The following is a 22284-nucleotide window of genomic DNA, read 5'->3' as shown; positions in this document are numbered from 1 at the left end:
AGGTCGTAAAGTGGGGTGGTGACCCTGCTCACAATTATGGTGATTCTACGTATCGCTTGGTATACACTAGTCCGGCTTATTAATTTTGTAGCACGGATATGACACTAAACGTCGCAATTAATGGATTTGGCCGCATCGGCCGCAGCGTGTTAAGAGCGCTGTACGAAAGCGGAAAGTCTGAACAGATTAAGGTAGTGGCAGTCAATGAGTTGGCTGAGCCGGAAGCGATGGCTCACCTCCTGCAATATGACACCAGCCATGGCCGATTTTGCAAGCCTGTCAGCCATGACCAGGAGCACTTGTTTATTGCCCATCAAAACGGTGAGCAAGACAGTATCCGTATCTTGCATCAAAGCGACATCCACCTGCTTCCTTGGCAAGATCTCAATATAGATATCGTGCTCGATTGTACTGGTGTATTCGGCTCCCGCGCCGACGGCGATGCCCACATTGCTGCGGGCGCAAAAAAAGTGTTGTTCTCCCATCCTGCTGCCAATGACATTGATCACACCATCATCTACGGTGTGAATCACACTTCACTGAAACCGGAACACAAGATTGTGTCCAACGGTTCTTGTACCACTAACTGCATCGTTCCTATCATCCAAGTGCTGGATGAACACTTCGGGATCGAGTCCGGCACCATCACGACTATTCACTCCGCGATGAATGATCAGCAAGTGATTGATGCCTACCATACCGATCTCCGTCGTACACGCGCCGCCAGTCAGTCTATTATTCCGGTTGATACCAAACTTCATCTCGGGATCGGACGTATATTCCCGAAATTTTCTGACAAATTTGAAGCGATCTCTGTGCGTGTTCCGACAATAAATGTTACAGCGATGGATTTAAGTGTCACAATAAAAACAAATGTGAAAGTTAATGACGTAAATCAATCACTGGCCGAGGCGTCTCGTTGTACATTAGATGGCATAGTGGATTACACCGAAGCCCCCTTGGTGTCGACTGACTTCAATCACGATCCCCACAGTGCGATTGTTGATGGCACCCAAACCCGCGTGAGTAACCAGCATTTGATCAAGCTGTTGGTGTGGTGTGATAACGAGTGGGGATTTGCTAACCGGATGCTCGATACCGCGTTAGCCATGCATGCAACCGGGCACATTCCGTCGGTGAGCAGCGAGCAATAAGAATTCGTAGGGCTTGGCAGTGACGCTGAGCTAGCAAAACTTTGATTTTTTAATTTAATTAATGTTGAGAGGACAAACCATGTCTGTAATCAAGATGACTGACCTGGATCTAGCAGGTAAACGCGTATTTATCCGTGCTGACCTGAACGTACCAGTAAAAGACGGTAAAGTGACTTCAGATGCACGTATCCTTGCATCACTACCAACCATCAAGCTTTGCCTAGAAGCTGGTGCAAAAGTAATGGTTACTTCTCACCTAGGTCGTCCGACTGAAGGCGAGTACGCGGAAGAGTTCTCTCTAGCTCCTGTGGTTAACTACCTAAACGACGCACTAGATTGCGACGTGACATTGGCGAAAGATTACCTAGACGGCCTAGAGCTAAACGCCGGTGAGCTTGTTGTGCTTGAAAACGTTCGCTTTAACAAAGGCGAGAAGAAGAACGAAGAAGAACTATCTAAGAAATACGCAGCACTGTGTGACGTATTCGTGATGGATGCATTCGGTACGGCTCACCGTGCACAAGCGTCTACGCACGGCGTAGGCATGCACGCACCTGTAGCATGTGCTGGCCCATTGCTAGCGGCTGAACTAGAAGCACTAGGTAAAGCAATGAGCAACCCAGAGCGTCCATTGGTTGCTATCGTGGGTGGTTCTAAAGTATCGACTAAGCTGACTGTACTTGAGTCTCTGTCTAAAATCGCTGACCAGCTAGTTGTTGGTGGCGGTATCGCAAACACCTTCATCGCAGCAGAAGGCCACAACGTAGGTAAGTCTCTATACGAAGCTGATCTGGTTGAAACGGCACAGAAGCTAATGAAAGAGTGTGCGATTCCAGTTGCAACTGACGTTGCATGTGCAAAAGCATTCGATGAAAACGCAGAAGCTGAAATCAAGAACGTTGCAGACGTTCAAGATGACGACATGATCTTCGACCTAGGTCCAGATTCAACAGCGGTACTTGCTGACATCATTGCTAACGCAAAAACAATTCTTTGGAACGGCCCTGTTGGCGTATTCGAGTTCAAGAACTTCGAAGCGGGTACACAAGGTATTTCTGAAGCTATCGCGAAATCTGCAGGTTTCTCTGTAGCGGGCGGTGGTGACACACTAGCGGCTATCGACAAGTTCGGTATCAAAGCGGATGTTTCTTACATTTCAACAGGCGGCGGTGCATTCCTTGAGTTCGTAGAAGGTAAAGTACTTCCAGCGGTTGCAATGCTAGAAGAGCGTGCAAAAGCGTAATAAATAAGGCGGGAGCATGAAGCTCCCGTACTTTAACGTTTGTGCATTGGAGCAGGTTTTAATAGAATACTGGCCAGTCGCAAACGTTTGCAAAGATTTTAAATTCACAAGACAACAAGGTAAATAGGACTATTGTTATGTCTAAGATCTTCGATTTCGTAAAACCTGGTGTAATTTCTGGCGATGACGTACAGAAAGTATTTGAAGTAGCAAAAGAGAACAACTTTGCACTTCCAGCTGTTAACGTTGTTAACACTGACTCAATCAACGGTGTTCTTGAAGCAGCGTCTAAAGTAAAAGCACCAGTTGTTGTTCAGTTCTCTAACGGCGGTGCAGGTTTCTTCGCTGGTAAAGGCGTGAAACTAGAAGGTCAAGGTGCACAAATCCTTGGTGCTGTTGCTGGTGCTAAATACGTACACGCTGTTGCTGAAGCTTACGGTGTACCTGTTATTCTTCACACTGACCACGCGGCTAAGAAACTACTTCCTTGGATCGACGGTCTACTAGACGCGGGTGAAGCATTCTTCGCTGAAACTGGCAAGCCTCTATTCTCTTCTCACATGATCGACCTATCTGAAGAGTCACTAGAAGAGAACATCGAAATCTGTGCTAAGTACCTTGCTCGCATGGAAAAGATGGGTATGACACTAGAATTCGAACTAGGTTGTACTGGTGGTGAAGAAGACGGCGTAGACAACTCTGATATGGACGCGTCTGAGCTATACACTTCTCCTGAAGACGTTGCTTACGCATACGAGAAACTGATTGCTATCAGCCCTCGTTTCACTATCGCAGCATCTTTCGGTAACGTACACGGTGTTTACCAAGCAGGTAACGTTGTACTGACTCCAACGATTCTACGTGATTCTCAAGCATACTGTGCTGAGAAGTTTGGTATTGCACCAAACGCACTAAACTTCGTATTCCACGGTGGTTCTGGTTCTTCTGAAGCAGAAATCAAAGAGTCTATCTCTTACGGTGTTATCAAAATGAACATCGATACTGATACTCAGTGGGCTAACTGGGATGGCGTTCGTACTTACGAAGCTGAAAACCGTGATTACCTACAAGGTCAAATCGGTAACCCAACAGGCGAATCTGCGCCAAACAAGAAGTACTACGATCCACGCGTATGGCTACGTGCTGGCCAGGCGTCAATGGTTACTCGTCTAGAGAAAGCATTCGCTGACCTAAACGCAATCGACGTACTATAATTTCGTTTTAAACGAAATTCAGAAAAGCCCGCACTCGCGGGCTTTTTTATATCTGAACAATGTGAAGTGTGATTTGAATCTACTTTTTTATTGGTGTTCAGTGGCAGTAGGGTTATTATCCTGCGCATAAAATGGCCATCGTTTTTGGCCATACCGCACTGATCGCTGATATAGTGATGATTGCATAAATAGTAAATATTCTTTATCGACGCGTATGACCGCAACTTCGCTTTAACAGGCGGGTGGGTCATGCCACAAGCAGGATGAGATAAATATGAGTGAGAGCGTTGCTTCAACGGTAACTGATGTAACTGACAAAGTAGTGGACACCATTACCGATAATGATTTGACCAACGGCGTATTGCATGCTGGTAACTGGGTTGCGGATAACCACGATTTATTGGTGCAGTATGGTGTGAACATCATTTCTGCCCTGTTGATCCTGTTTATCGGTAATATGATCACCAAAGGCATCGCCAACGGCGTAGCAAAAGTACTGCGCAAAAAAGAAATGGACGAAGCCGTCGTCGAGTTCTTGCACTCGCTGGTTCGTTACCTGTTGTTTGTGATTGTCTTGATCGCGGCATTGGGCCGTGTGGGCGTACAAACTGCGTCTGTGGTTGCTGTGATCGGTGCCGCCGGTTTAGCGATTGGTCTGGCATTGCAAGGCTCACTGTCTAACTTTGCTGCGGGTGTCTTGATTGTTGCGTTCCGTCCATTTAAGTCAGGTGACTTTGTGGAAGTGGGCGGCGTATCAGGCCTAGTTGAAGCGATTCAGGTGTTCTCTACTATTTTGAAAACTACTGACAACAAAATGGTTGTTGTGCCTAACTCAGGTGTCATTGGTGGTCCAATCACGAACTACTCGCGTCATGCGACCCGTCGTATCGACTTTGTGATTGGCGTGTCTTACAAAGCGGATCTGAAGAAAACCAAAGCCGTACTAGAGCGCGTTGTTGCTGCTGAGCCGCGCGTGCTGAAAGACATTGAAGCGACAGTGGGTGTTGTGGCATTGGCTGACTCTTCTGTGAACTTTGTGGTTCGCCCGTGGGTGAACACGGAAGATTATTGGGGCGTGTACTTTGATTTGCTACAAGCGATCAAAGAAGGTCTTGATGAAGAAGGTATTGAGATCCCATTCCCACAAATGGATGTGCATCTTAACAAGCTTGAAGGCTAAGCCTTTGTTGCTGAATTGATTTAAAAAATGGAGCCGTTTGGCTCCATTTTTTTTTACATAATAAAACAATGTACAAAAAAGATGAAATCAATGGAATCTTTTGCCCTATGTTGTTGTCGAAGGTACATATCCTAAAATAAAGACGGACAATTTCGATGAAAAAACACCTTTTGGCAGTGATGCTCGGGCTCGGTTTATTAGGCACAAGCGGCGTGGCATCAGCGAATATTTCAGTCCCGCATTTGGAAACGACCGGCAGCGGTGAGATCACAGTACAACCGGATATGGCCGTGTTCTCTGTCGCGGTGGAAGAAGTGAAGCCGACCGCACAAGCCGCCAAGCAGGCGGCGGACCAAGCCGTGACGGCATTTGTTGAGCGCTTACTGGCGCAGGGCTTAGAGCGCAATCAGATCCAAAGTGCCAATATCAGTTTGCAGCCACAATACACCTACCCGAAAAACAATGCGCCACAGCTGAAAGGCTACCGTGCCAGCCGTACGATCACGGTCACGGTGAATCAACTGGATAACCTCAATACCTATTTGGATCATGCCTTAGGGGATGGTATTAACCGCATCAATGTTATTGAGCTGAAAGTGCGTGATGAGAAAACGTTCCAAGAGCAAGCGCGTCAGGCCGCGATTCAAGATGCCATCAATAAAGCGGAATCGCTAGCGAAAGGCTTTGGTGAGAAGTTGGATGGGGTATGGAATATTTCGTATCAGTCTAATCAGCCACGCCCGATCATGATGCGTATGGCGATGGACAGCCCGAATGAAGCGGCCATGACCTACCAAGATGCCCAGATCACCATTCGTGACCAAGTGGCAGTGACGTTTAAGCTGGAAGATTAAGCAAAAGAGCAGGGACGAGGGGCGCGTCTAAAGGAAAAGCAGGAAAAGCCAGATAAAGCACGGATGAAAAAAATGGGACACGTTGCCGTGTCCCATTTTCATAATATTACTGAACCTCGAACCTCGAACCTCGAACCTCGAACCGTTTAGTGCAGAATACGGGCGCGAATGGTGCCGTCGATGGCTTTGAGCTTCGTCAATGCCTCTTCTGAACGCTCGGTTTCGACGTCAATCACGACGTAACCCACTTCAGCCCCCGTTTGCAGGTATTGGGCGGCAATGTTGATGCCTTCCGAGGCAAAGATGGTGGTGATCTGATTCAAAATACCCGGACGGTTTTCGTGGATGTGCAGCAGACGTGAACAATCACGGTGTTCAGGCAAAGACACTTCTGGGAAGCCAACGGCTGACAGGGTTGAACCGTTGTCAGAATATTTGGCCATCTTGCCTGCCACTTCCACCCCGATGTTGGCTTGGGCTTCTTGCGTTGAGCCGCCGATGTGCGGTGTCAGCAACACGTTGTCAAACTTCATCAGTGGGCTTTCAAACGGGTCTTTGTTGGTTTCAGGCTCGATCGGGAAGACATCAATGGCTGCACCGGCAAGGTGATTGCTTTCCAAGGCACTACACAGCGCGTCAATATCGACCACGGTACCACGGGCTGCATTGATAAAGATGGCTCCCGGTTTCATGCGGGCAAATTCTTCTGCGCCCATCATATCTTGCGTTCCCGCTGTTTCCGGTACGTGCAGACTGATCACATCACACTTGTTGAGCAGCTCGCTCATGGTCATGACTTGCGTGGCATTACCGAGCGACAACTTGTTTTCGATATCGTAGTAATAGACTTTCATGCCCAGGTTTTCAGCGAGGATCCCCAACTGCGTACCGATGTGGCCGTAACCGATAATACCGAGACGCTTACCACGGGCTTCATAGGATTGATCGGCGGATTTGATCCACTCGCCACGGTGGGCTTTGGCATTTTTCTCTGGGATCCCGCGCATCAATAGCAATATTTCACCAAGGACCAATTCTGCCACACTGCGGGTATTTGAGAAGGGGGCGTTAAAAACGGGAATACCGCGTTTTGCCGCAGCGGTCAGATCGACTTGGTTGGTACCAATACAGAAGCAGCCGACCGCGATCAGTTTTTTCGCCGCGCTGAACACCTCTTCCGTTAATTGGGTGCGCGAACGGATCCCGACGAAATGGGCGTCGGCAATGGCGTCTTGAAGCTCCTCACCGGAGAGCGAGCCTTTGTGGTACTCAATGTTGCTGTAGCCCGCTTGTTGTAGCACCTCGATCGCCGAAGGGTGTACGCCTTCGAGTAGCAAGATCTTTATTTTTTCTTTATCCAGTGAAAAGTGTGCCATTGATATCCATCCTTAATACGTGAGGCATAACGTGGCGATATTGGTCTCTGGGGAAGGGGAAGCGGGAAGGAAATGCTTCGCTGATTTGGGTGTGCTAATGCGCTCACCGAATCCGGAGGTGCCTATTCTCGTCACGTTATAGGTTGCTTACATGCTATTGCTTAAACTACCAAAAAATAACCAGAATGGGTAAAAATATTACAGAACTGAATAAAAAAAACGGCATAAATGATGCCGTTTCGTAAGAAAGTAACGTATTCAGCGCTATTCCTTCATAGAGAAAGAGGAATCTACGCTAAACGGTTATTTTTCAAATTTTTTCACGCCTTCCGGGGTGCCCATGAGCAGCACATCTGCACCACGGTGAGCAAAAAGACCGACAGTAACCACGCCTGGAAGGGCATTGATTTTGTCTTCCAGATCTTTCGCGTCGGTGATCGCCATGTTGTGCACATCCAGAATGATGTTGCCGTTATCGGTGATGCAGCCTTCACGGTAGACCGGATCGCCACCCAACTTCACCAACTCACGGCCAATGAAAGAGCGCGCCATTGGGATCACTTCCACAGGCAGTGGGAATTGGCCTAGGACGTCAACTTGCTTGGTGTCATCGACGATGCAGATAAATTTGTCGGCGATAGCCGCGACAATTTTTTCACGGGTCAGGGCTGCACCGCCGCCTTTGATCATGTCGTATTCGCCGTTGATTTCATCAGCGCCGTCAACATACACATCAAGGCTCGCCACTTCGTTAGCATCAAACACAGGAATGCCGATTTTTTCCAGGCGTTCTGTTGAAGCCACAGAGCTCGATACCGCCCCTCTAATTTCTTTTTTACGGGTTTCCAAAGCATCGATGAAGTGATTCACGGTTGAGCCAGTGCCCACACCCACAATGCTGCCTTTTTTGACGTACTCAAGTGCAGCCCAGCCGGCAGCTTTTTTCATTTCATCTTGTGTCATGCTTTTCTCCTGATGATGACATACATAGCGCAGAGCGCTGATTATAGCCAAAGCCGTGCGTGTCGTCAGTCCCTAAGCGGGAATGTTTTTTGTGCTAGAGGCAGGGAGAAAAGATAATTCTATTAATAACATAGGTTTAATGTTGGCGCTGTGGTGATAAAAAACCAAACGATTGCGTCAAGAGGGGGCAGAGCGTCGGAGAAAGCGCAGAAAGACGGCGGATAAATACTCACATAACAGCCGTTAGCCCCGTTTGAATAACGGTTTTAAGCGCTGTTTTAAGGCCAGGGTCTTATCACGACAAAATCGCAGGGACTACCAATGAAAATGGCGAGACGGGGTGAGAATATCAGGCAAGGGAACATCCCACGCTTCAACCGGCAGAGAGGCAACGTGCTGACAGTCGTGGGCAAGGCCAATCGGACGCGGCCCCTGACGGCTTTGGTGCCACTGCGTTAAGGTGCGGTCGTAATAGCCGCCGCCCATGCCTAAACGCTGTCCGTGTTGATCAAAGGCCACCAGGGGAGTGCAAATGACGTCGAGCGCCATAACAGGTTTCACCGCCCGGACATCCAGTTTGGGCTCGGCAATGCCATAGCGGTTGGTGTGCATGGGGGTGGTCGGGGTGTAGTGTAAAAACAACAAATGCCCCGGGCTGAACGGGTGCAGAACCGGCAAATAGACATCACGCCCTTGCTGCCACAGCCAATGGATCAGGGGCTGGGTATCAATTTCGCCGTCATAGGCCAGATAGAGCGCGATGTGTTGTGCTTGAGCAAGTTGTGGGGATTGGCGAAATCGGGCCAAGAGATCGTGTGCGGCTTGTGTTTGTTCATTTGCATTGAGCGCGCGACGTTGTTGGCGGATCTGTTGGCGTAATATTTGTCGAACGGAGGTGTGTGAAGCGCGTGCGTGTGGGGCAGGTTTCATGGGTCATCCAATGACGTTCTGACTGACAAGGTGTCGTTTCAGTAAGCGGACGAATTCCGTTCGTCGCTGCAAAGGGATGCCCCAGGGTGCCGTTGCGAATTTAGGCCCTTGAACCAGATGTTCAAGGTGGACCAGCAACATTAACCGTAGGCTTCTCGGTACGGGCCGAGCATGCTCAATAGCTAATCAAAGCTGATCCTGGGTATTTGCTTATCGGCTCGGGGACGTTAATCCGCTGACGAACACCCCAGGGTCAATTCATTATCAACGCTCAGGCTGATATTGCAATGCTTTCTCCAATAAATCTTCCATCTGGTTGATTCTATTGGACATCTTTTCAGCACTACGTTGTTGTTCTTGGCGCTCGCTGTGAAGCTCGTTGCAGATATTGAGACCGGTGAAGATCAAAAGTTGCTCTGGGTTGGTGATCTTCGTACGTTCAGAGAGATCCTTCAGGCGCTGGTCAAAATCAGCGGCAGCCGCACGCAATGCCTCTTCCTGACCGGTTGGGCAATTCACTTTAAGGGTGCGGCCAAAAATCTGAATTTCTACTGCCTGATTACTCATAGCTTTTTAATCTGCTCCGTGTCAGATTGCTCAATATAGCATTCCGCTTGCGATACGCGTTTAGTGGCTCAATATAGAAAAAGCCCTACCAACATGCAAGCAAGCATATCACGCTTTATGCTCAATAGTGTCTGACTAATCAGATATTAACCAGATTGAGGTAAACGTGGCCCTGCGGCCGGAATTGCCAAGTGACGCTGCTTTCGGTTAAGTGGTAGCATACTCTACCATAGATACCCCTATAGACACCCACGAGAAAAAGGTGAACGCCATGAGCGAAGTGAAATTGCCAGCTTACGAAATCCTTGAGCCACGCTTGAAAGAGCAGGGCCTTGCTGTAACACCGTCAGAATTGCACGGTTTGTTGAGCGGCATGATCTGTGGCGGACTGGCCGTCGACGGCGAACAATGGCTCACCCCGATCTGCGATTACGCCAATCAGGGCGAAGTGATGACAGACGGCGCCAAAAGTGTGGTGCGTTCTGTGTTTACTGCGGTGTCCGGTGAGCTGACACAGGTGACACAAACCCTGTTTACCTCGACGGCGGCAGAATTGGCCGACGTGGATTTCCATGTTTCCCTTCTGCTACCGGCAGACGACGCGGACTTGATGGTGCGTGCGGAAGCCTTGAGTGAATGGGTGACCAATTTTATTTCGGGTCTGGGCCTGATGGGCATGGACAAACAAACCCTTTCTGACGATGTGACAGAAGCGGTCGCGGCGTTGGAAGAAATCGCCCAGCTTGGCATTGATGAAGACGAAGAAATGGACGAGCAAGCGATGCTGTTTGATAACATCGTGGCGTACGTGCCGGAGTGCGTGTTGGTGTGTTTGGTGGGCTTGAGCCAGCGCGGTGACGTTGATGAAGACGATGCGCTTAGTGCCCCGTCTGACGATCAGCCAACCTTGCATTAATCCATCACGGTCATCACGAAGAGGCGAAATGTGAAGCAGTACGATGTCGTCATTGCCGGTGGGGCGATGGCAGGTGCCACGTTGGCAATTGCGTTAGACCGTTTGAGCGGCGGGCAGTTGCGCATTGCGGTCGTTGAAGCGGTCGCGCCGCAGCAGGATCAGCATCCGGGCTATGATGCGCGCAGCATTGCGCTGTCATTGGGATCCGCGCATGCCTTGGATCATCTTGGATGCTGGGCGCCATTGTCTGCGGTGGCGACGGCGATTGACCATATCCATGTCTCGGATCGCGGCCATGCAGGGCGTGTGACGATGGACGCTCATGCACTTGCGGTGGATGCGTTGGGGTATGTGATTGAATTGGCGGATGCCGGTCGCATTTTTCATCAGATGTTGGCCGACACCCACGCGGTCGATATGTATTGTCCCGCCACGATTTGTGCCATTGCGCGCAGTCAAACAGCGGTGACGTTGACGTTAGACACCGGTGCCTCGCTGAGCGGTAAGCTGTTGGTGACCGCCGATGGTGCGGTGTCGGCCTGTTGCAACATGGTCGGCATTGGTCGCAGTGAATACGATTTTGAACAAGTGGCGGTGATTGCCAATGTGACGACCGCCGAGCCGCACCGTGGCCGTGCGTTTGAACGGTTTACGCCGCACGGCCCGGTGGCCTTGCTGCCGATGTCGGAAGGGCGCAGTTCACTGGTGTGGTGTGTCCGTCCGGATGCGCGTGATACCGTGATGGACTGGAGTGATGATGAGTTCTTGGCACACCTGCAGTCGGCCTTTGGTTGGCGCTTAGGGCAACTGATCAAAACCGGTGCCCGCAGTGCGTATCCGTTGTTACTGCGTCAAGCCCAGCGTGTGACGTCACACCGTGTGGCGGTGGTGGGCAATGCCGCACAAACCCTGCATCCGATTGCCGGACAAGGTTTTAATCTGGGTTTGCGTGATGTGATGACACTGGCGGAAGAAATTGTCGCTGGCGTGGCGAAAACTGGCGATGCCGGTAGCACGGCGGTACTGAGCCGTTATCGCCAGCGTCGAACACCGGATCGTGATGCCACGATTGGCATGACGGCGGGGCTGGTGAGTGTGTTTGCTAACGATCTGATGCCGCTGGTGGCGGGGCGTAATCTTGGTCTGATGGCCATGAACACCTTTGATGTATTGAAAGCTCCGCTGGTACGGCGAGCGATGGGACAGGTAGAAAGATAACCATGATGCAAAGTGTTGATATCGCGATTATTGGCGGTGGAATGGTGGGCTTGGCCTTGGCGGCCGCGTTGGCGGAAACCGAGTTGCGGATTGCCGTGATTGAAGGTCACCAACCGGATCCGACCTTGGCGGAATTGCCCGATCTGCGTGTTTCTGCCTTAAGCCGTGCCAGTGAACGTATTTTGCGCCGCGTGGGCGCATGGCAGGGCATTGAAGCCCGCCGCAGTGCCCCGTATGACAAAATGCAGGTGTGGGAACAAGACAGCTTTGCCAAGATCGCCTTTGATGCCGCGCGTTTAGCCCAGCCGAATTTGGGGCACATTGTTGAAAACCGTGTGATCCAATTGGCCTTGTGGGACAAGGTATCGCAACAGGATAACGTCACCTTGTTGGCCCCTGAGCGTTGCGAGAATATCGTGTTTGGTGAAAGCGAAGCCTGGTTGACGCTGGCGTCCGGTAAACACCTGACTGCCAAGCTGGTGGTGGGCGCGGATGGCGCGCATTCATGGCTGCGTGACAAACTGGATATTCCGTTGACCCATTGGGACTACGGCCACAGTGCGATTGTGGCGAACATTCGCTGCGCCGAGCTGCACCAGAATACCGCGCGTCAGATCTTCCGTCCGGAAGGGCCGTTGGCATTTTTACCTTTGCCTGAGGCAGACCTGTGCTCGATTGTGTGGTCAATGCCGCCGCTAGAAGCGGACGCGTTATGTGCCATGTCAGACCGCGAATTCAACAAGCGTTTGACGAGCGCGTTCGATAATCACTTGGGCTTATGTCAGGTGGAAGGTGAGCGTCGAGCTGTGCCATTGAAGATGCGTTATGCCCGCAGTTTCGTTCGTGATCGCGTGGCGTTAGTGGGGGATGCGGCACACACCATTCACCCTTTAGCGGGTCAGGGGGTAAACCTTGGCTTGTTAGATGCCGCGGCCTTGGCACAAGAAGTGAAACGCTTGTGGCAACAGGATCAAGACATCGGCAAGCTGGCGAACTTGCGTCCGTATGAGCGCTGGCGTAAAGCCGAGGCGGCCAAGATGATTGCGGCGATGCAAGGGTTCAAAGACTTGTTTGCTGGCGCGCACCCGGCGAAAAAGCTGGTGCGTGATTTGGGTATGTTGCTGGCCGATAAGGCGCCGGGACTGAAAGACGAGTTTATGCGTCGCGCATTGGGACTGAGCGGTGAGTTGCCGGATTTGGCCCGTTACTGAGTGATACGCACTGCTGATTTTAAACCGCCTGTTGGGCGGTTTTTTTATGCCTGATGAATGCCGATTTCTTCAGTTAATACTATGAATAAATAGCGCTTTATCGCAAGTTTGAAAAAATCGATCCGGAGCGGGAATTTTTCTCCTACAGTAAATATCAGGAAAAACGAGGGGCGGCGTATCCCACGATGTCGCTCTCTTTCATGATGACGAAACCCGTGCTGCCTGATGCTTTTTTCGGTGTCGAGCAGGTTATTTTCATAAGGACGTTTACGATGAGCTATATCCCTTCTGAATTGAAATATACCCACACGCACGAATGGGTGCGCCCTGAAGGGGAGGGTGTGTACACCATCGGCATTACCGATCATGCCCAATCCTTATTGGGTGATATGGTGTTTGTGGATTTACCGGAACTAGACAGTGCCACAGAAGCCGGTGAAGACTGTGCGGTGGCTGAATCGGTGAAAGCCGCGTCAGACATTTATGCGCCCTTAACCGGGTTTGTGGTGGCGGTAAACGAAGAGCTAGAAGGGTCGCCAGAGTTAGTGAATAGCGATCCATACGGTGACGGCTGGTTATTCCAAATCAAAGTGGATGATGACGGTGAAGACGGGGATTTGCTGGATGCGGACAGTTATCTTGATGTGATCGCCGATGATGACGATTAACGGATAAAAAAAGCCCAACGATGGGCTTTTTTCTTGCGAACACGCTGAAACGGTTAGCAGGCGCTGTCTTTCATGCGTCTGATTTCTTGATTGATCTCATTCACGGTTTGGTAGTGACGGTGCTCAGCCTTAATGGGTACCATTAACAATCCATTGTTAAATTCATAACCTCCACGGCCATCAATATAGATCCGACCACTGAATAAACGACTGACGTGCTTTGCGATCATTTTAGGCACGTAGCGTTTGAACATGCGCATAATTAGCCAACCTTTCCCTCTGTTTTTGACGGTGAGAAGTGTAAATCAACTTTTTGCCCGCTTCTGTGATGCCTTCAGCATAATGAAAATGTTAAAACTATCTTATTATTGTGTTTCTTTTGTCAGTAAGTGCCACGGCAGTGAATTCTCCTTGTGTTAACACACCAGATAGGAGCGGTCAGGGGATCCATGCGCTTTGTTCGGGAGGTTTAACGGTGAAAATACGGACTTTTTACCTATCAGCGATGAAATGGTGGTGAAAGGCAACAAAGTAGAGATGTACGTGCTTATTACGGGGGGGATCGTTTATCGGGTGTGTCACCGATTGGCTACAAAGCTGTTAAGCATTATTTTGCTTTGATGTGGGTGTTTTTGCACGATCACTGCGCAAGATCAAAGTGAGTTATTGGCATATGCCAATAATAGGTGCAATTGTGATGAACGCGATGACGAGAGTAAAAGAGGATGCCTAGACCGAAAATAGCCCGCCGGATCAGTTGCCGCCCCGCTTATCAGTGTTTTAAACCCAATGGGGTGCCGATGTCAGAACTGACGGCTATCCCGCTGGCGGCGGATGAACTTGAGGCGCTGAAGTTGGTTGACGCGAATGGGCTCAATCAACAAGCGGCGGCCTTGGTGCTTGGCGTTTCTCGTCAAACGTTGGGTAATATTGTGGCCAGTGCGCGGCATAAAGTGGCTAAAGCGCTGGTGGGAGGCATGGCGTTAGAGCTGGCCTCGCCGCTAACAAGTGATCGTGAAAAGGAATAAAAAATGGCATTGGCAATTGCAGTGACACCAAGACAAGAAGTGGCGGGCCACTTCGGCAAAGCGGCGACGTTTAAGGTCTATGATGAACAAGGGCGTTGGCTCGCTGACATTGAAAACAGCGGCAGTAAAGCGGTGGGATGTAAGCATAAAAAGCTGATCCAACGCCAGTTGGCAGAGCAAGGGGTGTCGACCCTCATTCTGGGCAATGTAGGGCAACGCTCTCTGGCAAGGCTGCTCAATGCCGGCTTTGTCATTTTCCGTGTACCGTCACGCAGTGCGCTGACGGATGTGCTCAATGGCACGGTCACCCGTGAAGCGTTAACCGCGGCTGAGCAAGGCCGTCCGTGTAAGCGGGAAAAAGGCGGATGCGGCTGTGGATGCGGCACCAAGAAGGCTGCGCCAGCGCCTGTGGCGAAGATCGGCACCCGTACGCTGGGCGCTTCTGTGCTGAAAGGGCTGACGAAAATTGGAGGATTGAAACTATGACCTACATCTTAACGGTGGTGGTATTTTTATTGGTGATCGGCGGCATGGCCATCGGTCTACTGAAGAAGCGTTCGATTCAAGGCAGTTGTGGTGGCTTGGCCAATGTGGGCGTGGATAAAGAATGCAATTGCAAAGAGCCGTGTGACGAGCACAAGTTGTATCAGATCCAAGAGCCTGGGCAGAGCGAGCCTTCTGCGGATAAATAATGGGATTGCGCATGCGCGGTAAGCGTGGGCTGAATCCCAAAGAAAAACGGTGTCGCGTAGAACGTGACACCGTTTTTTTATGGCTAACGCATCAGGTTAGCGCGACAACACGGAGGGATTTTAGTTGAGCTGACGCAGTTCACTCACTCTCGCCGTGATGGTCTGATGTACGCACTGGCGCAGCCATTCTTGACGCGGGTGGTTAGCGTTGCGGCGTAACCACAGCATATTGATATCAAAATCCGGGATCTCAACAGGGGGTCGGCACTGGGTCAGGGTGTCTTGGAAGACATCCAATTGCGCCATTAAGGTCGAGACCACACACAACAAGTTGCGGCCTGTCAGCAGGTGGCGAATGGTCAAAAAGCTGCTGGAGCCGACAGCAATGTGGCGCTGAAAACCTTGCTGTTGCAATTGGTTATCGACATTGCTGGCCAGCTTGCCGTCAGGGGTGACCAAGGCTTGCGGTGTTTGAATGTAGCGCGCGAGATCTATCGGCGTCGATAAGCCGGTCGCCTGACTGTCAAACAAGCACACGTGATCTTCGGTGTAGAGATACTGGCTCTCAAATTCCCGGGGCAGATCTTTCATCGAGCCGATGATCAGGTCGATTTGCTGCGCTTCCGCGGCATGCTGATAGTTATTCCTATCGACATTGCAAAAGCTTAACTGGCTGTGCGGGGCTTGCTCGCGGATCGCATCAAACAACGCGGGAGCGAACAGCAATTCGGCGTAGTCGGTCAGGCCAATACGGAAGATCCCCTGATAATGCGCGGGCGAGAAATCTCCCGGCTGCAAGATCTCTGACGTGACCAACTGCAAAATGTGCTCCACCACTGGCGCCAACTCCAAGGCTTTATCCGTGGCAATCATCTGATGGCCATGACGTTCAAACAGCGGATCGTCGATCAGGGCGCGTAGGCGGGACAGATTATGGCTCATGGCCGATTGTCCCATTGACAGTTTGGCGGCCGCTTTGGTCACACTGCGGGTTTCCATTAAGGCCGAAAACGCGATCAGCAAATTCAGATCGACGCCGCGCCAGTTGATGGTGTTCATGAAGCCTCCTGCTTCGTTACGACGTGCGGCAGATATCTGCCAACATTGGATCACACAACACCAGTAAGTCGTCGGTGGCCAACTCGATACCGGCCATGCGATCACCGCTACTGATATTGACGTGCGAGTGCGCGGTAATGCTGTGATCAAAAATGATCGGCAACGGCTGTTTCAGGCCGATCGGCGCAACGGTGCCGATAACGAGCCCCGTGACTTTTTCCACCTCACTGGCCGCCACACAGGTCATGCGGCGACAACCAAACATGGTGCGGACTTTGGTGGGATCCACTTGTGCCGGGCCCGGTACACAGGCCAACACATGAAAGCCACTCATGTCGCGCAGCAGAATCGATTTCACCATCTGTTGCGGATCGACCCCGCGTTCACGGGCGGCTTCCTCAACCGTTTTGGCTGGCTGACGGTGAGGAAGCAGGCGATATTCCACGCCTTCTTCCTCTAAATAACGGGTAACGGATGTTTGCATACGGGCTTACGCTTCTTCGAGTGAGTACGGTAAAACCTGTTGCTGCCAAAGCGCCTCGTGACCGGCAAGGCGGAATTGGGTGTCGGCATCCAAATCGTTAGGTAGGCAGACCAAGGCAATGGCGGTGCCATCACTGAAACGGTAACCGGCGATAATGGTGCCGCCTTTACGCCAGTTTTCACCAACGCTGCGTTCTAGGGCATCGCCCGCTTGTGGGCAGGTGTCAGCCGGGCCGCTCAGCAGGTACATGGCACGTTTGTTGATGCCACGGTATTTTGCACGGGCGACGGTTTCTTGGCCGGTGTAGCAGCCTTTCTTAAAGCTGATCCCATCCAGTGCCTGTAGGTTGAGGGCTTGTGGAATAAATTCGAGTTCGGTGGCCGCGTCAATGCGCGGTACCGCCGCTGCCACATCACAACGATCCCACAGGGTATCATCGCTGAAGGTCGCCGCATCCGCTAACTGTGCCGCAATGGCGTTAGCGCGTTCAGCCGTCACGGCGATCAGCCAGCGTTGTTCGTCAATGTTTACCACGCTGCCGCCGTCAATGGCACGCACATCGCCTTCGCCGCCGAACAGGGCATCCACGCGTGCCGTGGCGTCGTGACCGACCAAACCAAGCAGGATGTCATCGCTGGCATTGATATCCACTTGCGAGAAAATGGCGTACTTCTTCAGTTCCGGCAATTGCGTGTCCATGACACTGCGGCGCTGGAAGAAGCCGTAACCGTCGTTGTGGTGGAACAGACGGAAGAGGGTGCGCAGTTTGCCTTTGGCGTCGCAGTGACCGCCCAGCGTGGACTGATCAGCGGCAAGGCTCACGACATCACAGGTCACCTGACCTTGCAGGTACGATTTTTTGTCATTGCCGATCAGCGTGATCAGTGCCCAGTGCGTTAAATCCACCAAGGCCAGCGCCGGCAAATCTGCCTCTGATGTCAGGGCGAGAGGCGGGAACGTGAAGTTTTCAGACCAAGTGCTCATAGTATTTCCAACATAGTCGTATCGTGAGCGGGTGGCGTGTTGCCGATCCCTCATGGTGCCCCACGACAAAAAGGGGTGAATGGGAGGGGGTATGTTGACTCGCGCATGCTTGTGCACGTAAACGGCCAAGTAACGTCCCTGATAGGACTATGTTAAAGCGACTTTTTCCGTTTGTCAGCACCTATACCTGAGGTAAACGCTCAGATACTGTCAGGGCGGTGAGAGGGGACAAAAGTGATCGCAGATCTCAACTTGGGGGTTTGCTTGCGCTGGCGCATAGTCGCGCCCAAAGGGGGCTGCTAGTATGAGTGGCATATTCCATGATGGGGCACCCGCATGGGCATGGCATATCACGTCAGCCCTGTCGCCCTGAGCAAGATGATTGAGGTTGTAACAATGTTGAGTGCAGAAGATAAAGCACGGGTTAAATGGGCATGCCGCCGTGGTATGTTGGAATTGGATGTGATTATCATGCCGTTCTTCGAAGAGTGTTTTGAGGCATTGCCTGTTGAAGAACAACAAGACTTTATTTCACTGTTAACCTGCGATGATCCGGATTTGTTTAAGTGGATGATGCAACACGGTCGCAGCGACAACCTGGCTCACGCGGCCATGGTCGATAAAATTGTTGCCCACAACAACAGCAAACTTCGCTGATATTGCGCTGATCCCTTCTCGCTTCCTCTTTTACGCACTGGTGGTCGGTTATGCCAGTGCGCTGTTTCTGTTACTGCTCACGGTGTTTGTGCATGCGTTGCCGCTGTCGCTGCTTGTTCTCGGTGTGTGGGGGTTGTGGCATGAAGGGGAGCAATGGGCGTGGCACCACGTCCGCCAGCAAGGGCGACTGGTGATCCGCTGTGACGGTCAGGTGCAGTGGCAAAATACGTCGTGGACTCTCAAACGCCTTACCTTACGCACACCGTGGCTGGTGGTGTTTCAATTACGCCATGCTCCGTCGCCCGTTTATTCTCCGTTGTCGACGTCGCGTCCAGCCAACCCCCGAACCGTGTGGGTCGCAGTCGCACCGGACAGTTGTACGGTATCGGCGTATCATCAAATTACGTTATTTGCGCGCTACCCGAATGGGATCGCGGATTATCGGCCGAGTGAGTGAGCGGGGAAAGAAAAGCTGGAAAAGCTGTCTCGTGACGTCAGCCACAAGACAGCAGTCTCGAGACCGAAGCCACAAGACAAAAGTACGATTAGCAGGGGTGATCCGGTGTCAGGATGGTCGGGCGAGGTTCCGCCGAAGACTCTGGATAGTCCAAGGTATAATGCAAGCCCAAGCTCTCTTTGCGTTCCAATGCACAACGCACCATCAGTTCTGCCACTTGCAATAAATTACGCAGCTCAAGCAAATTATTTGAGACGCGAAAGTGGCTGTAGTATTCATTGATTTCGTCTTGCAGCAATTGAATACGCCGCATCGCCCGCTCTAAGCGTTTGGTGGAACGGACAATGCCCACGTAGTCCCACATAAACAGGCGCAGTTCGTGCCAGTTGTGTTGGATCACCACCTCTTCATCTGAGCAGCTAACCTGACTCTCATCCCATCCTGGCAAGCTATCTGGCAGGCTAACACTGTCCATGTGTGTGGCAATGCTTTCTGCCGCCGCCCAAGCGTACACCACGCACTCTAACAGCGAGTTGGAAGCCATGCGGTTTGCGCCGTGTAAACCGGTGTAGCTCACTTCTCCAATGGCATATAAGCCGTCCAGATCCGTGCGTCCTTGCTGATCAACCATGACCCCGCCACAGGTGTAGTGGGCGGCTGGGACAATCGGGATGGGCTCTTTGGTGATATCGATGCCGTACGTCAGCAGTTTCTCGTGGATCATCGGGAAATGCTTCATGACAAAATCGGCCGGCTTGTGGCTGATATCCAAGTACATGCAGTCCGCCCCGAGGCGCTTCATTTCATAGTCGATGGCACGGGCGACGACATCACGGGGGGCCAGTTCGCCTCGCGCATCGAAATCCGTCATAAAGCGTGATCCATCCGGACGGCGCAGGTAGGCGCCTTCGCCACGCAGGGCTTCGGTCAGCAGGAAGTTGCGGGCATCCGGGTGGAATAAACAGGTGGGGTGAAACTGATTAAATTCGAGGTTCGCGACGCGGCAACCGGCACGCCAGGCCATGGCAATCCCATCGCCGGACGAAACATCGGGGTTTGACGTGTACTGATACACTTTCGACGCACCGCCGGTGGCCAGCACAACAAACTTGGCGCGCACAGTTTCTACCGCTTCGCGGTTGCGGTTCCAGATATAAGCACCGAGGATGCGGTTAGGTTGGTCGGTCAGTCCCAGCTTTTGGCCGGTGATTAAATCGAGGGCGTTGTGACGTTCAAGGACGGTGATATTGGGGTGTTGGTGGACATTGTCTTGCAGGCTATTTTGTACCGCCATGCCAGTGGCATCGGCGGCGTGGAGGATGCGGCGATGACTGTGGCCGCCCTCACGGGTGAGGTGGTAGCGGGGGGCGTCGTCACTGTCACATTCTTCCCGATCAAAGGGGACCCCGCCATCGATCAGCCATTGAACGCAATGCTTGGCATTTTCGGCAATAAAGCGCACCACTTGCTCGTCGCATAAATGGGCGCCGGCGATCTGGGTGTCTTCCACATGGGAATCGACACTGTCGCCTTCGTCAAACACAGCGGCAATGCCGCCTTGGGCATAATACGTCGCCCCTTCGCTGCGTGGTCCTTTACTTAAAACAATCACTTTCCCCTTGGGGGCAAGGCGTAATGCCAGTGACAGTCCTGCGGCACCACTCCCGATGACTAGTACATCACATTGATGCTCTCGGTTTTCGTTCATCATGATCTCATATCCCTGTGGTCATGCCGTTATGTTACCAAATTCCCTGTCATTTGTTCATTTTTGACGGCGGGTTCACAAATTGCTCTCATGAAACGCTATAATGCGCGACGAAGCACAGTCTAAGGTGTTTCTCTTTCGTATCAGACCGCGCTCAGTACGCCGGTGGCGGAAAGCAAAGCGAATGTTAATACTGCGGTATTGGCGCCGAAAAATCGCGCACTATTTCTGAGAAGTTATTTTTTTATCGGGAACTTTGTCGGTTCTGCCGAGTCAGAGATAGTGCTCACGCTCATATATTTTTATCATATTGTTTTGGTTGGGCACGGCAGATCAGTTTGGGTCGCATAGTGGCGATGCGATCGGTTCCGTTGATGGCTCACAATCTTTTTTAGCCAGGACGCATAAGAAATACGGGTGTCATAGACATAGGAGTACACGCTCGGATGAGCGAGCAGCAAACTGACCAAGTACTCATTGAGCGGGTACAGCGTGGCGACAAGCAGGCCTTTAATTTACTGGTCGTGAAGTACCAGAATAAAGTCTGTAATTTGGTGGCAAGGTATGTCAGCAATTCTGGCGATGTGCCGGATGTTGCCCAAGAGGCATTCATTAAGGCCTATCGCGCGTTACCGACGTTTCGTGGTGAAAGTGCCTTTTATACATGGCTCTATCGTATTGCGGTGAATACCGCGAAGAATTACCTAGTCGCTCAGGGGCGGCGTCCGCCTGCGTCCGATGTGGATGCTGAAGAGGCGGAATATTATGAAAATGGTAATGCGCTAAAAGAAATATCGAACCCTGAGAACCAAATGTTGTCAGAAGAATTGAAGCGGGTTGTCTTTAGTACCATTGAAGGATTACCGGATGATCTTAAAACAGCGATCACGTTGCGCGAGCTGGAAGGCTTAAGTTATGAAGAGATTGCTGAAGTCATGGATTGTCCGGTGGGTACGGTGAGATCTCGTATTTTCCGTGCACGAGAGGCGGTTGAAAAACGCATTCGTCCTCTCATGCAGCGATAGTGTTGGGCCAAACGGTGAAAAAAGATGGCTGATAAAGAAAAAATTTCGGCATTGTTAGATGGCGAAGAGCTGGATCAGAGCATTGTAAATGCATTGGCTGTTGATAACAGCAGTCAAGAAACCTGGCAGAGCTTCTCTTTAATCGGGGATGTCATGCGCGGGGAAGCACCGCAAACAATGGATTGGGATATTGCGGCCAAGGTAGCACTGGCGCTGGACGATGAGCCGGCTCATACCGGTATGGCACCGCAAGAGGTCGCGCCAGTGGTGCACCTTGCGGATGTGCGTGAAACACAGACGGTGCCAACAGAATCTCAGCCGACACCACAACAGGCAAAGTGGACACTCCCGAGTTGGTTAACCCAACTGGGTCAGGTGGCGGTAGCCGCCAGCGTGTCATTGGCCGTGATTGTCGGTGTACAGCAATACAACGGCAATGACATTGGTGCCGACGGCTTAGCAAACAGCGAGCAACTCCCAGTATTGGAAACTATCCCTTTTGCTGGCACTGCTGAGCCCGTTAGCCTCACGCGAGATTCGGTGCAAGCCAATCATCGTCATGCGGGGCCAACGGAAGCGCAGGTAATGGAGCAGCGCCGTCGCATTAATGCGATGTTGCAGGACTACGAACTACAGCTGCGCTTAAACGCTGAAGACGGTTCCATTGACCGCTCGATGTTGGAAGCGAACTAATTG

25 protein-coding genes and 1 other RNA gene are annotated in these 22284 nt (G+C 51.5%); 16 read left to right on the top strand and 10 right to left on the bottom strand.

Annotated features, from left to right (window positions below; translation table 11 throughout):
* Positions 1-98 precede the first annotated feature (98 nt).
* The 5 genes from epd to ACSF8W_RS15230 all read left to right on the top strand — a co-directional run bounded on the left by epd (position 99) and on the right by ACSF8W_RS15230 (position 5645).
* A complete protein-coding gene (gene epd, locus ACSF8W_RS15250; RefSeq protein WP_500848095.1) occupies positions 99-1154 on the top strand; it encodes an erythrose-4-phosphate dehydrogenase in 1056 nt (351 codons plus the stop codon).
* A gap of 79 nt (positions 1155-1233) precedes the next feature.
* Positions 1234-2397, top strand: coding sequence for a phosphoglycerate kinase (locus tag ACSF8W_RS15245; RefSeq protein WP_500848094.1), 1164 nt, complete (start codon positions 1234-1236; stop codon positions 2395-2397).
* Positions 2398-2534: 137 nt separating this feature from the next.
* Entirely contained in the window at positions 2535-3611 is a 1077-nt protein-coding gene (gene fbaA, locus ACSF8W_RS15240) for a class II fructose-bisphosphate aldolase (protein ID WP_500848093.1), read from the top strand.
* A 274-nt stretch (positions 3612-3885) separates the two neighbouring features.
* A complete protein-coding gene (gene mscS / locus ACSF8W_RS15235; RefSeq protein WP_500848092.1) occupies positions 3886-4791 on the top strand; it encodes a small-conductance mechanosensitive channel MscS in 906 nt (301 codons plus the stop codon).
* 155 nt (positions 4792-4946) lie between these two features.
* A complete protein-coding gene (locus tag ACSF8W_RS15230; protein WP_500848091.1) occupies positions 4947-5645 on the top strand; it encodes an oxidative stress defense protein in 699 nt (232 codons plus the stop codon).
* Between the two features lie 146 nt (positions 5646-5791).
* Here the strand turns inward: ACSF8W_RS15230 and serA are convergent, their stop codons facing one another.
* From serA to zapA, 5 genes are all read right to left on the bottom strand, one after another.
* Entirely contained in the window at positions 5792-7021 is a 1230-nt protein-coding gene (serA, locus tag ACSF8W_RS15225) for a phosphoglycerate dehydrogenase (RefSeq protein ID WP_500848090.1), read from the bottom strand.
* Between the two features lie 303 nt (positions 7022-7324).
* Complete coding sequence (gene rpiA / locus ACSF8W_RS15220; protein ID WP_500848089.1) at positions 7325-7984, bottom strand: ribose-5-phosphate isomerase RpiA; 660 nt, start codon at positions 7982-7984, stop codon at positions 7325-7327.
* A gap of 315 nt (positions 7985-8299) precedes the next feature.
* On the bottom strand, positions 8300-8914 hold the full coding sequence (locus tag ACSF8W_RS15215; RefSeq protein WP_500848088.1) for a 5-formyltetrahydrofolate cyclo-ligase: 615 nt from the start codon (positions 8912-8914) through the stop codon (positions 8300-8302).
* A 74-nt stretch (positions 8915-8988) separates the two neighbouring features.
* A non-coding RNA gene (gene ssrS / locus ACSF8W_RS15210) (6S RNA) lies at positions 8989-9171 on the bottom strand.
* A gap of 7 nt (positions 9172-9178) precedes the next feature.
* Positions 9179-9481, bottom strand: a complete 303-nt coding sequence (gene zapA / locus ACSF8W_RS15205; protein WP_500848087.1) for a cell division protein ZapA — start codon at positions 9479-9481, stop codon at positions 9179-9181.
* Between the two features lie 271 nt (positions 9482-9752).
* Between zapA and ACSF8W_RS15200 the strand changes: the two genes are divergently transcribed.
* The 4 genes from ACSF8W_RS15200 to gcvH all read left to right on the top strand — a co-directional run bounded on the left by ACSF8W_RS15200 (position 9753) and on the right by gcvH (position 13494).
* Positions 9753-10397 (top strand): UPF0149 family protein, encoded by a 645-nt coding sequence (locus ACSF8W_RS15200; protein WP_500848086.1) that lies wholly within the window; start codon positions 9753-9755, stop codon positions 10395-10397.
* A 30-nt stretch (positions 10398-10427) separates the two neighbouring features.
* Positions 10428-11615: a 2-octaprenyl-6-methoxyphenyl hydroxylase gene (gene ubiH / locus ACSF8W_RS15195; protein ID WP_500848085.1), complete on the top strand. Its 1188-nt coding sequence runs from the start codon at positions 10428-10430 to the stop codon at positions 11613-11615.
* 2 nt (positions 11616-11617) lie between these two features.
* Positions 11618-12826 carry an FAD-dependent 2-octaprenylphenol hydroxylase gene (locus ACSF8W_RS15190; protein WP_500848084.1) on the top strand — a complete coding sequence of 403 codons (1209 nt, stop codon included), beginning with the start codon at positions 11618-11620 and terminating at the stop codon, positions 12824-12826.
* Positions 12827-13107: 281 nt separating this feature from the next.
* A complete protein-coding gene (gene gcvH / locus ACSF8W_RS15185) occupies positions 13108-13494 on the top strand; it encodes a glycine cleavage system protein GcvH (protein WP_500848241.1) in 387 nt (128 codons plus the stop codon).
* Between the two features lie 53 nt (positions 13495-13547).
* Here gcvH and ACSF8W_RS15180 read toward each other — a convergent pair whose 3' ends face one another.
* A complete protein-coding gene (locus ACSF8W_RS15180) occupies positions 13548-13754 on the bottom strand; it encodes a DUF1107 domain-containing protein (protein ID WP_500848083.1) in 207 nt (68 codons plus the stop codon).
* A gap of 465 nt (positions 13755-14219) precedes the next feature.
* Here ACSF8W_RS15180 and ACSF8W_RS15175 point away from each other — a divergent pair, with 465 nt between their 5' ends.
* Genes ACSF8W_RS15175 through nqrM form a run of 3 tightly spaced genes read left to right on the top strand, consistent with a single transcriptional unit; the run spans position 14220 to position 15214 of the window.
* Positions 14220-14522 (top strand): DUF134 domain-containing protein, encoded by a 303-nt coding sequence (locus ACSF8W_RS15175; RefSeq protein ID WP_500848082.1) that lies wholly within the window; start codon positions 14220-14222, stop codon positions 14520-14522.
* Between the two features lie 3 nt (positions 14523-14525).
* Positions 14526-15008 carry a NifB/NifX family molybdenum-iron cluster-binding protein gene (locus tag ACSF8W_RS15170; protein WP_500848081.1) on the top strand — a complete coding sequence of 161 codons (483 nt, stop codon included), beginning with the start codon at positions 14526-14528 and terminating at the stop codon, positions 15006-15008.
* On the top strand, positions 15005-15214 hold the full coding sequence (nqrM, locus tag ACSF8W_RS15165; protein WP_500848080.1) for a (Na+)-NQR maturation NqrM: 210 nt from the start codon (positions 15005-15007) through the stop codon (positions 15212-15214). The genes ACSF8W_RS15170 and nqrM overlap by 4 nt, the downstream gene beginning before the upstream one ends.
* A gap of 120 nt (positions 15215-15334) precedes the next feature.
* On the opposite strand, the gene ACSF8W_RS15160 is transcribed toward nqrM, so the two are convergent.
* From ACSF8W_RS15160 to ygfZ, 3 genes are read right to left on the bottom strand one after another with little or no spacing between them, the layout of a single operon-like run.
* Positions 15335-16273, bottom strand: a complete 939-nt coding sequence (locus ACSF8W_RS15160; protein ID WP_500848079.1) for a LysR substrate-binding domain-containing protein — start codon at positions 16271-16273, stop codon at positions 15335-15337.
* Between the two features lie 16 nt (positions 16274-16289).
* Entirely contained in the window at positions 16290-16757 is a 468-nt protein-coding gene (locus ACSF8W_RS15155; protein ID WP_500848078.1) for an aminoacyl-tRNA deacylase, read from the bottom strand.
* Between the two features lie 6 nt (positions 16758-16763).
* Complete coding sequence (ygfZ, locus tag ACSF8W_RS15150; RefSeq protein ID WP_500848077.1) at positions 16764-17741, bottom strand: tRNA-modifying protein YgfZ; 978 nt, start codon at positions 17739-17741, stop codon at positions 16764-16766.
* Between the two features lie 396 nt (positions 17742-18137).
* Here ygfZ and ACSF8W_RS15145 point away from each other — a divergent pair, with 396 nt between their 5' ends.
* Together ACSF8W_RS15145 and ACSF8W_RS15140 are read left to right on the top strand one after the other, a co-directional pair.
* A complete protein-coding gene (locus tag ACSF8W_RS15145) occupies positions 18138-18398 on the top strand; it encodes an FAD assembly factor SdhE (RefSeq protein ID WP_500848240.1) in 261 nt (86 codons plus the stop codon).
* The gene (locus tag ACSF8W_RS15140; RefSeq protein WP_500848076.1) at positions 18370-18855 is read left to right on the top strand and encodes a protein YgfX; all 486 of its coding nucleotides are present in this window, start codon (positions 18370-18372) and stop codon (positions 18853-18855) included. The genes ACSF8W_RS15145 and ACSF8W_RS15140 overlap by 29 nt, the downstream gene beginning before the upstream one ends.
* Positions 18856-18943: 88 nt before the next feature.
* Here ACSF8W_RS15140 and nadB read toward each other — a convergent pair whose 3' ends face one another.
* The gene (gene nadB / locus ACSF8W_RS15135; RefSeq protein WP_500848239.1) at positions 18944-20563 is read right to left on the bottom strand and encodes an L-aspartate oxidase; all 1620 of its coding nucleotides are present in this window, start codon (positions 20561-20563) and stop codon (positions 18944-18946) included.
* Between the two features lie 446 nt (positions 20564-21009).
* Here nadB and rpoE point away from each other — a divergent pair, with 446 nt between their 5' ends.
* Together rpoE and ACSF8W_RS15125 are read left to right on the top strand one after the other, a co-directional pair.
* The gene (gene rpoE, locus ACSF8W_RS15130; protein WP_428478356.1) at positions 21010-21588 is read left to right on the top strand and encodes an RNA polymerase sigma factor RpoE; all 579 of its coding nucleotides are present in this window, start codon (positions 21010-21012) and stop codon (positions 21586-21588) included.
* A gap of 24 nt (positions 21589-21612) precedes the next feature.
* A complete protein-coding gene (locus ACSF8W_RS15125) occupies positions 21613-22281 on the top strand; it encodes an RseA family anti-sigma factor (protein ID WP_500848075.1) in 669 nt (222 codons plus the stop codon).
* Positions 22282-22284 lie beyond the last annotated feature (3 nt).

Source organism: Photobacterium sp. 270122K (assembly GCF_059941365.1).
Note: the sequence above shows the minus strand (reverse complement) of the source record. Positions and strands in the feature narration are given on the sequence as shown.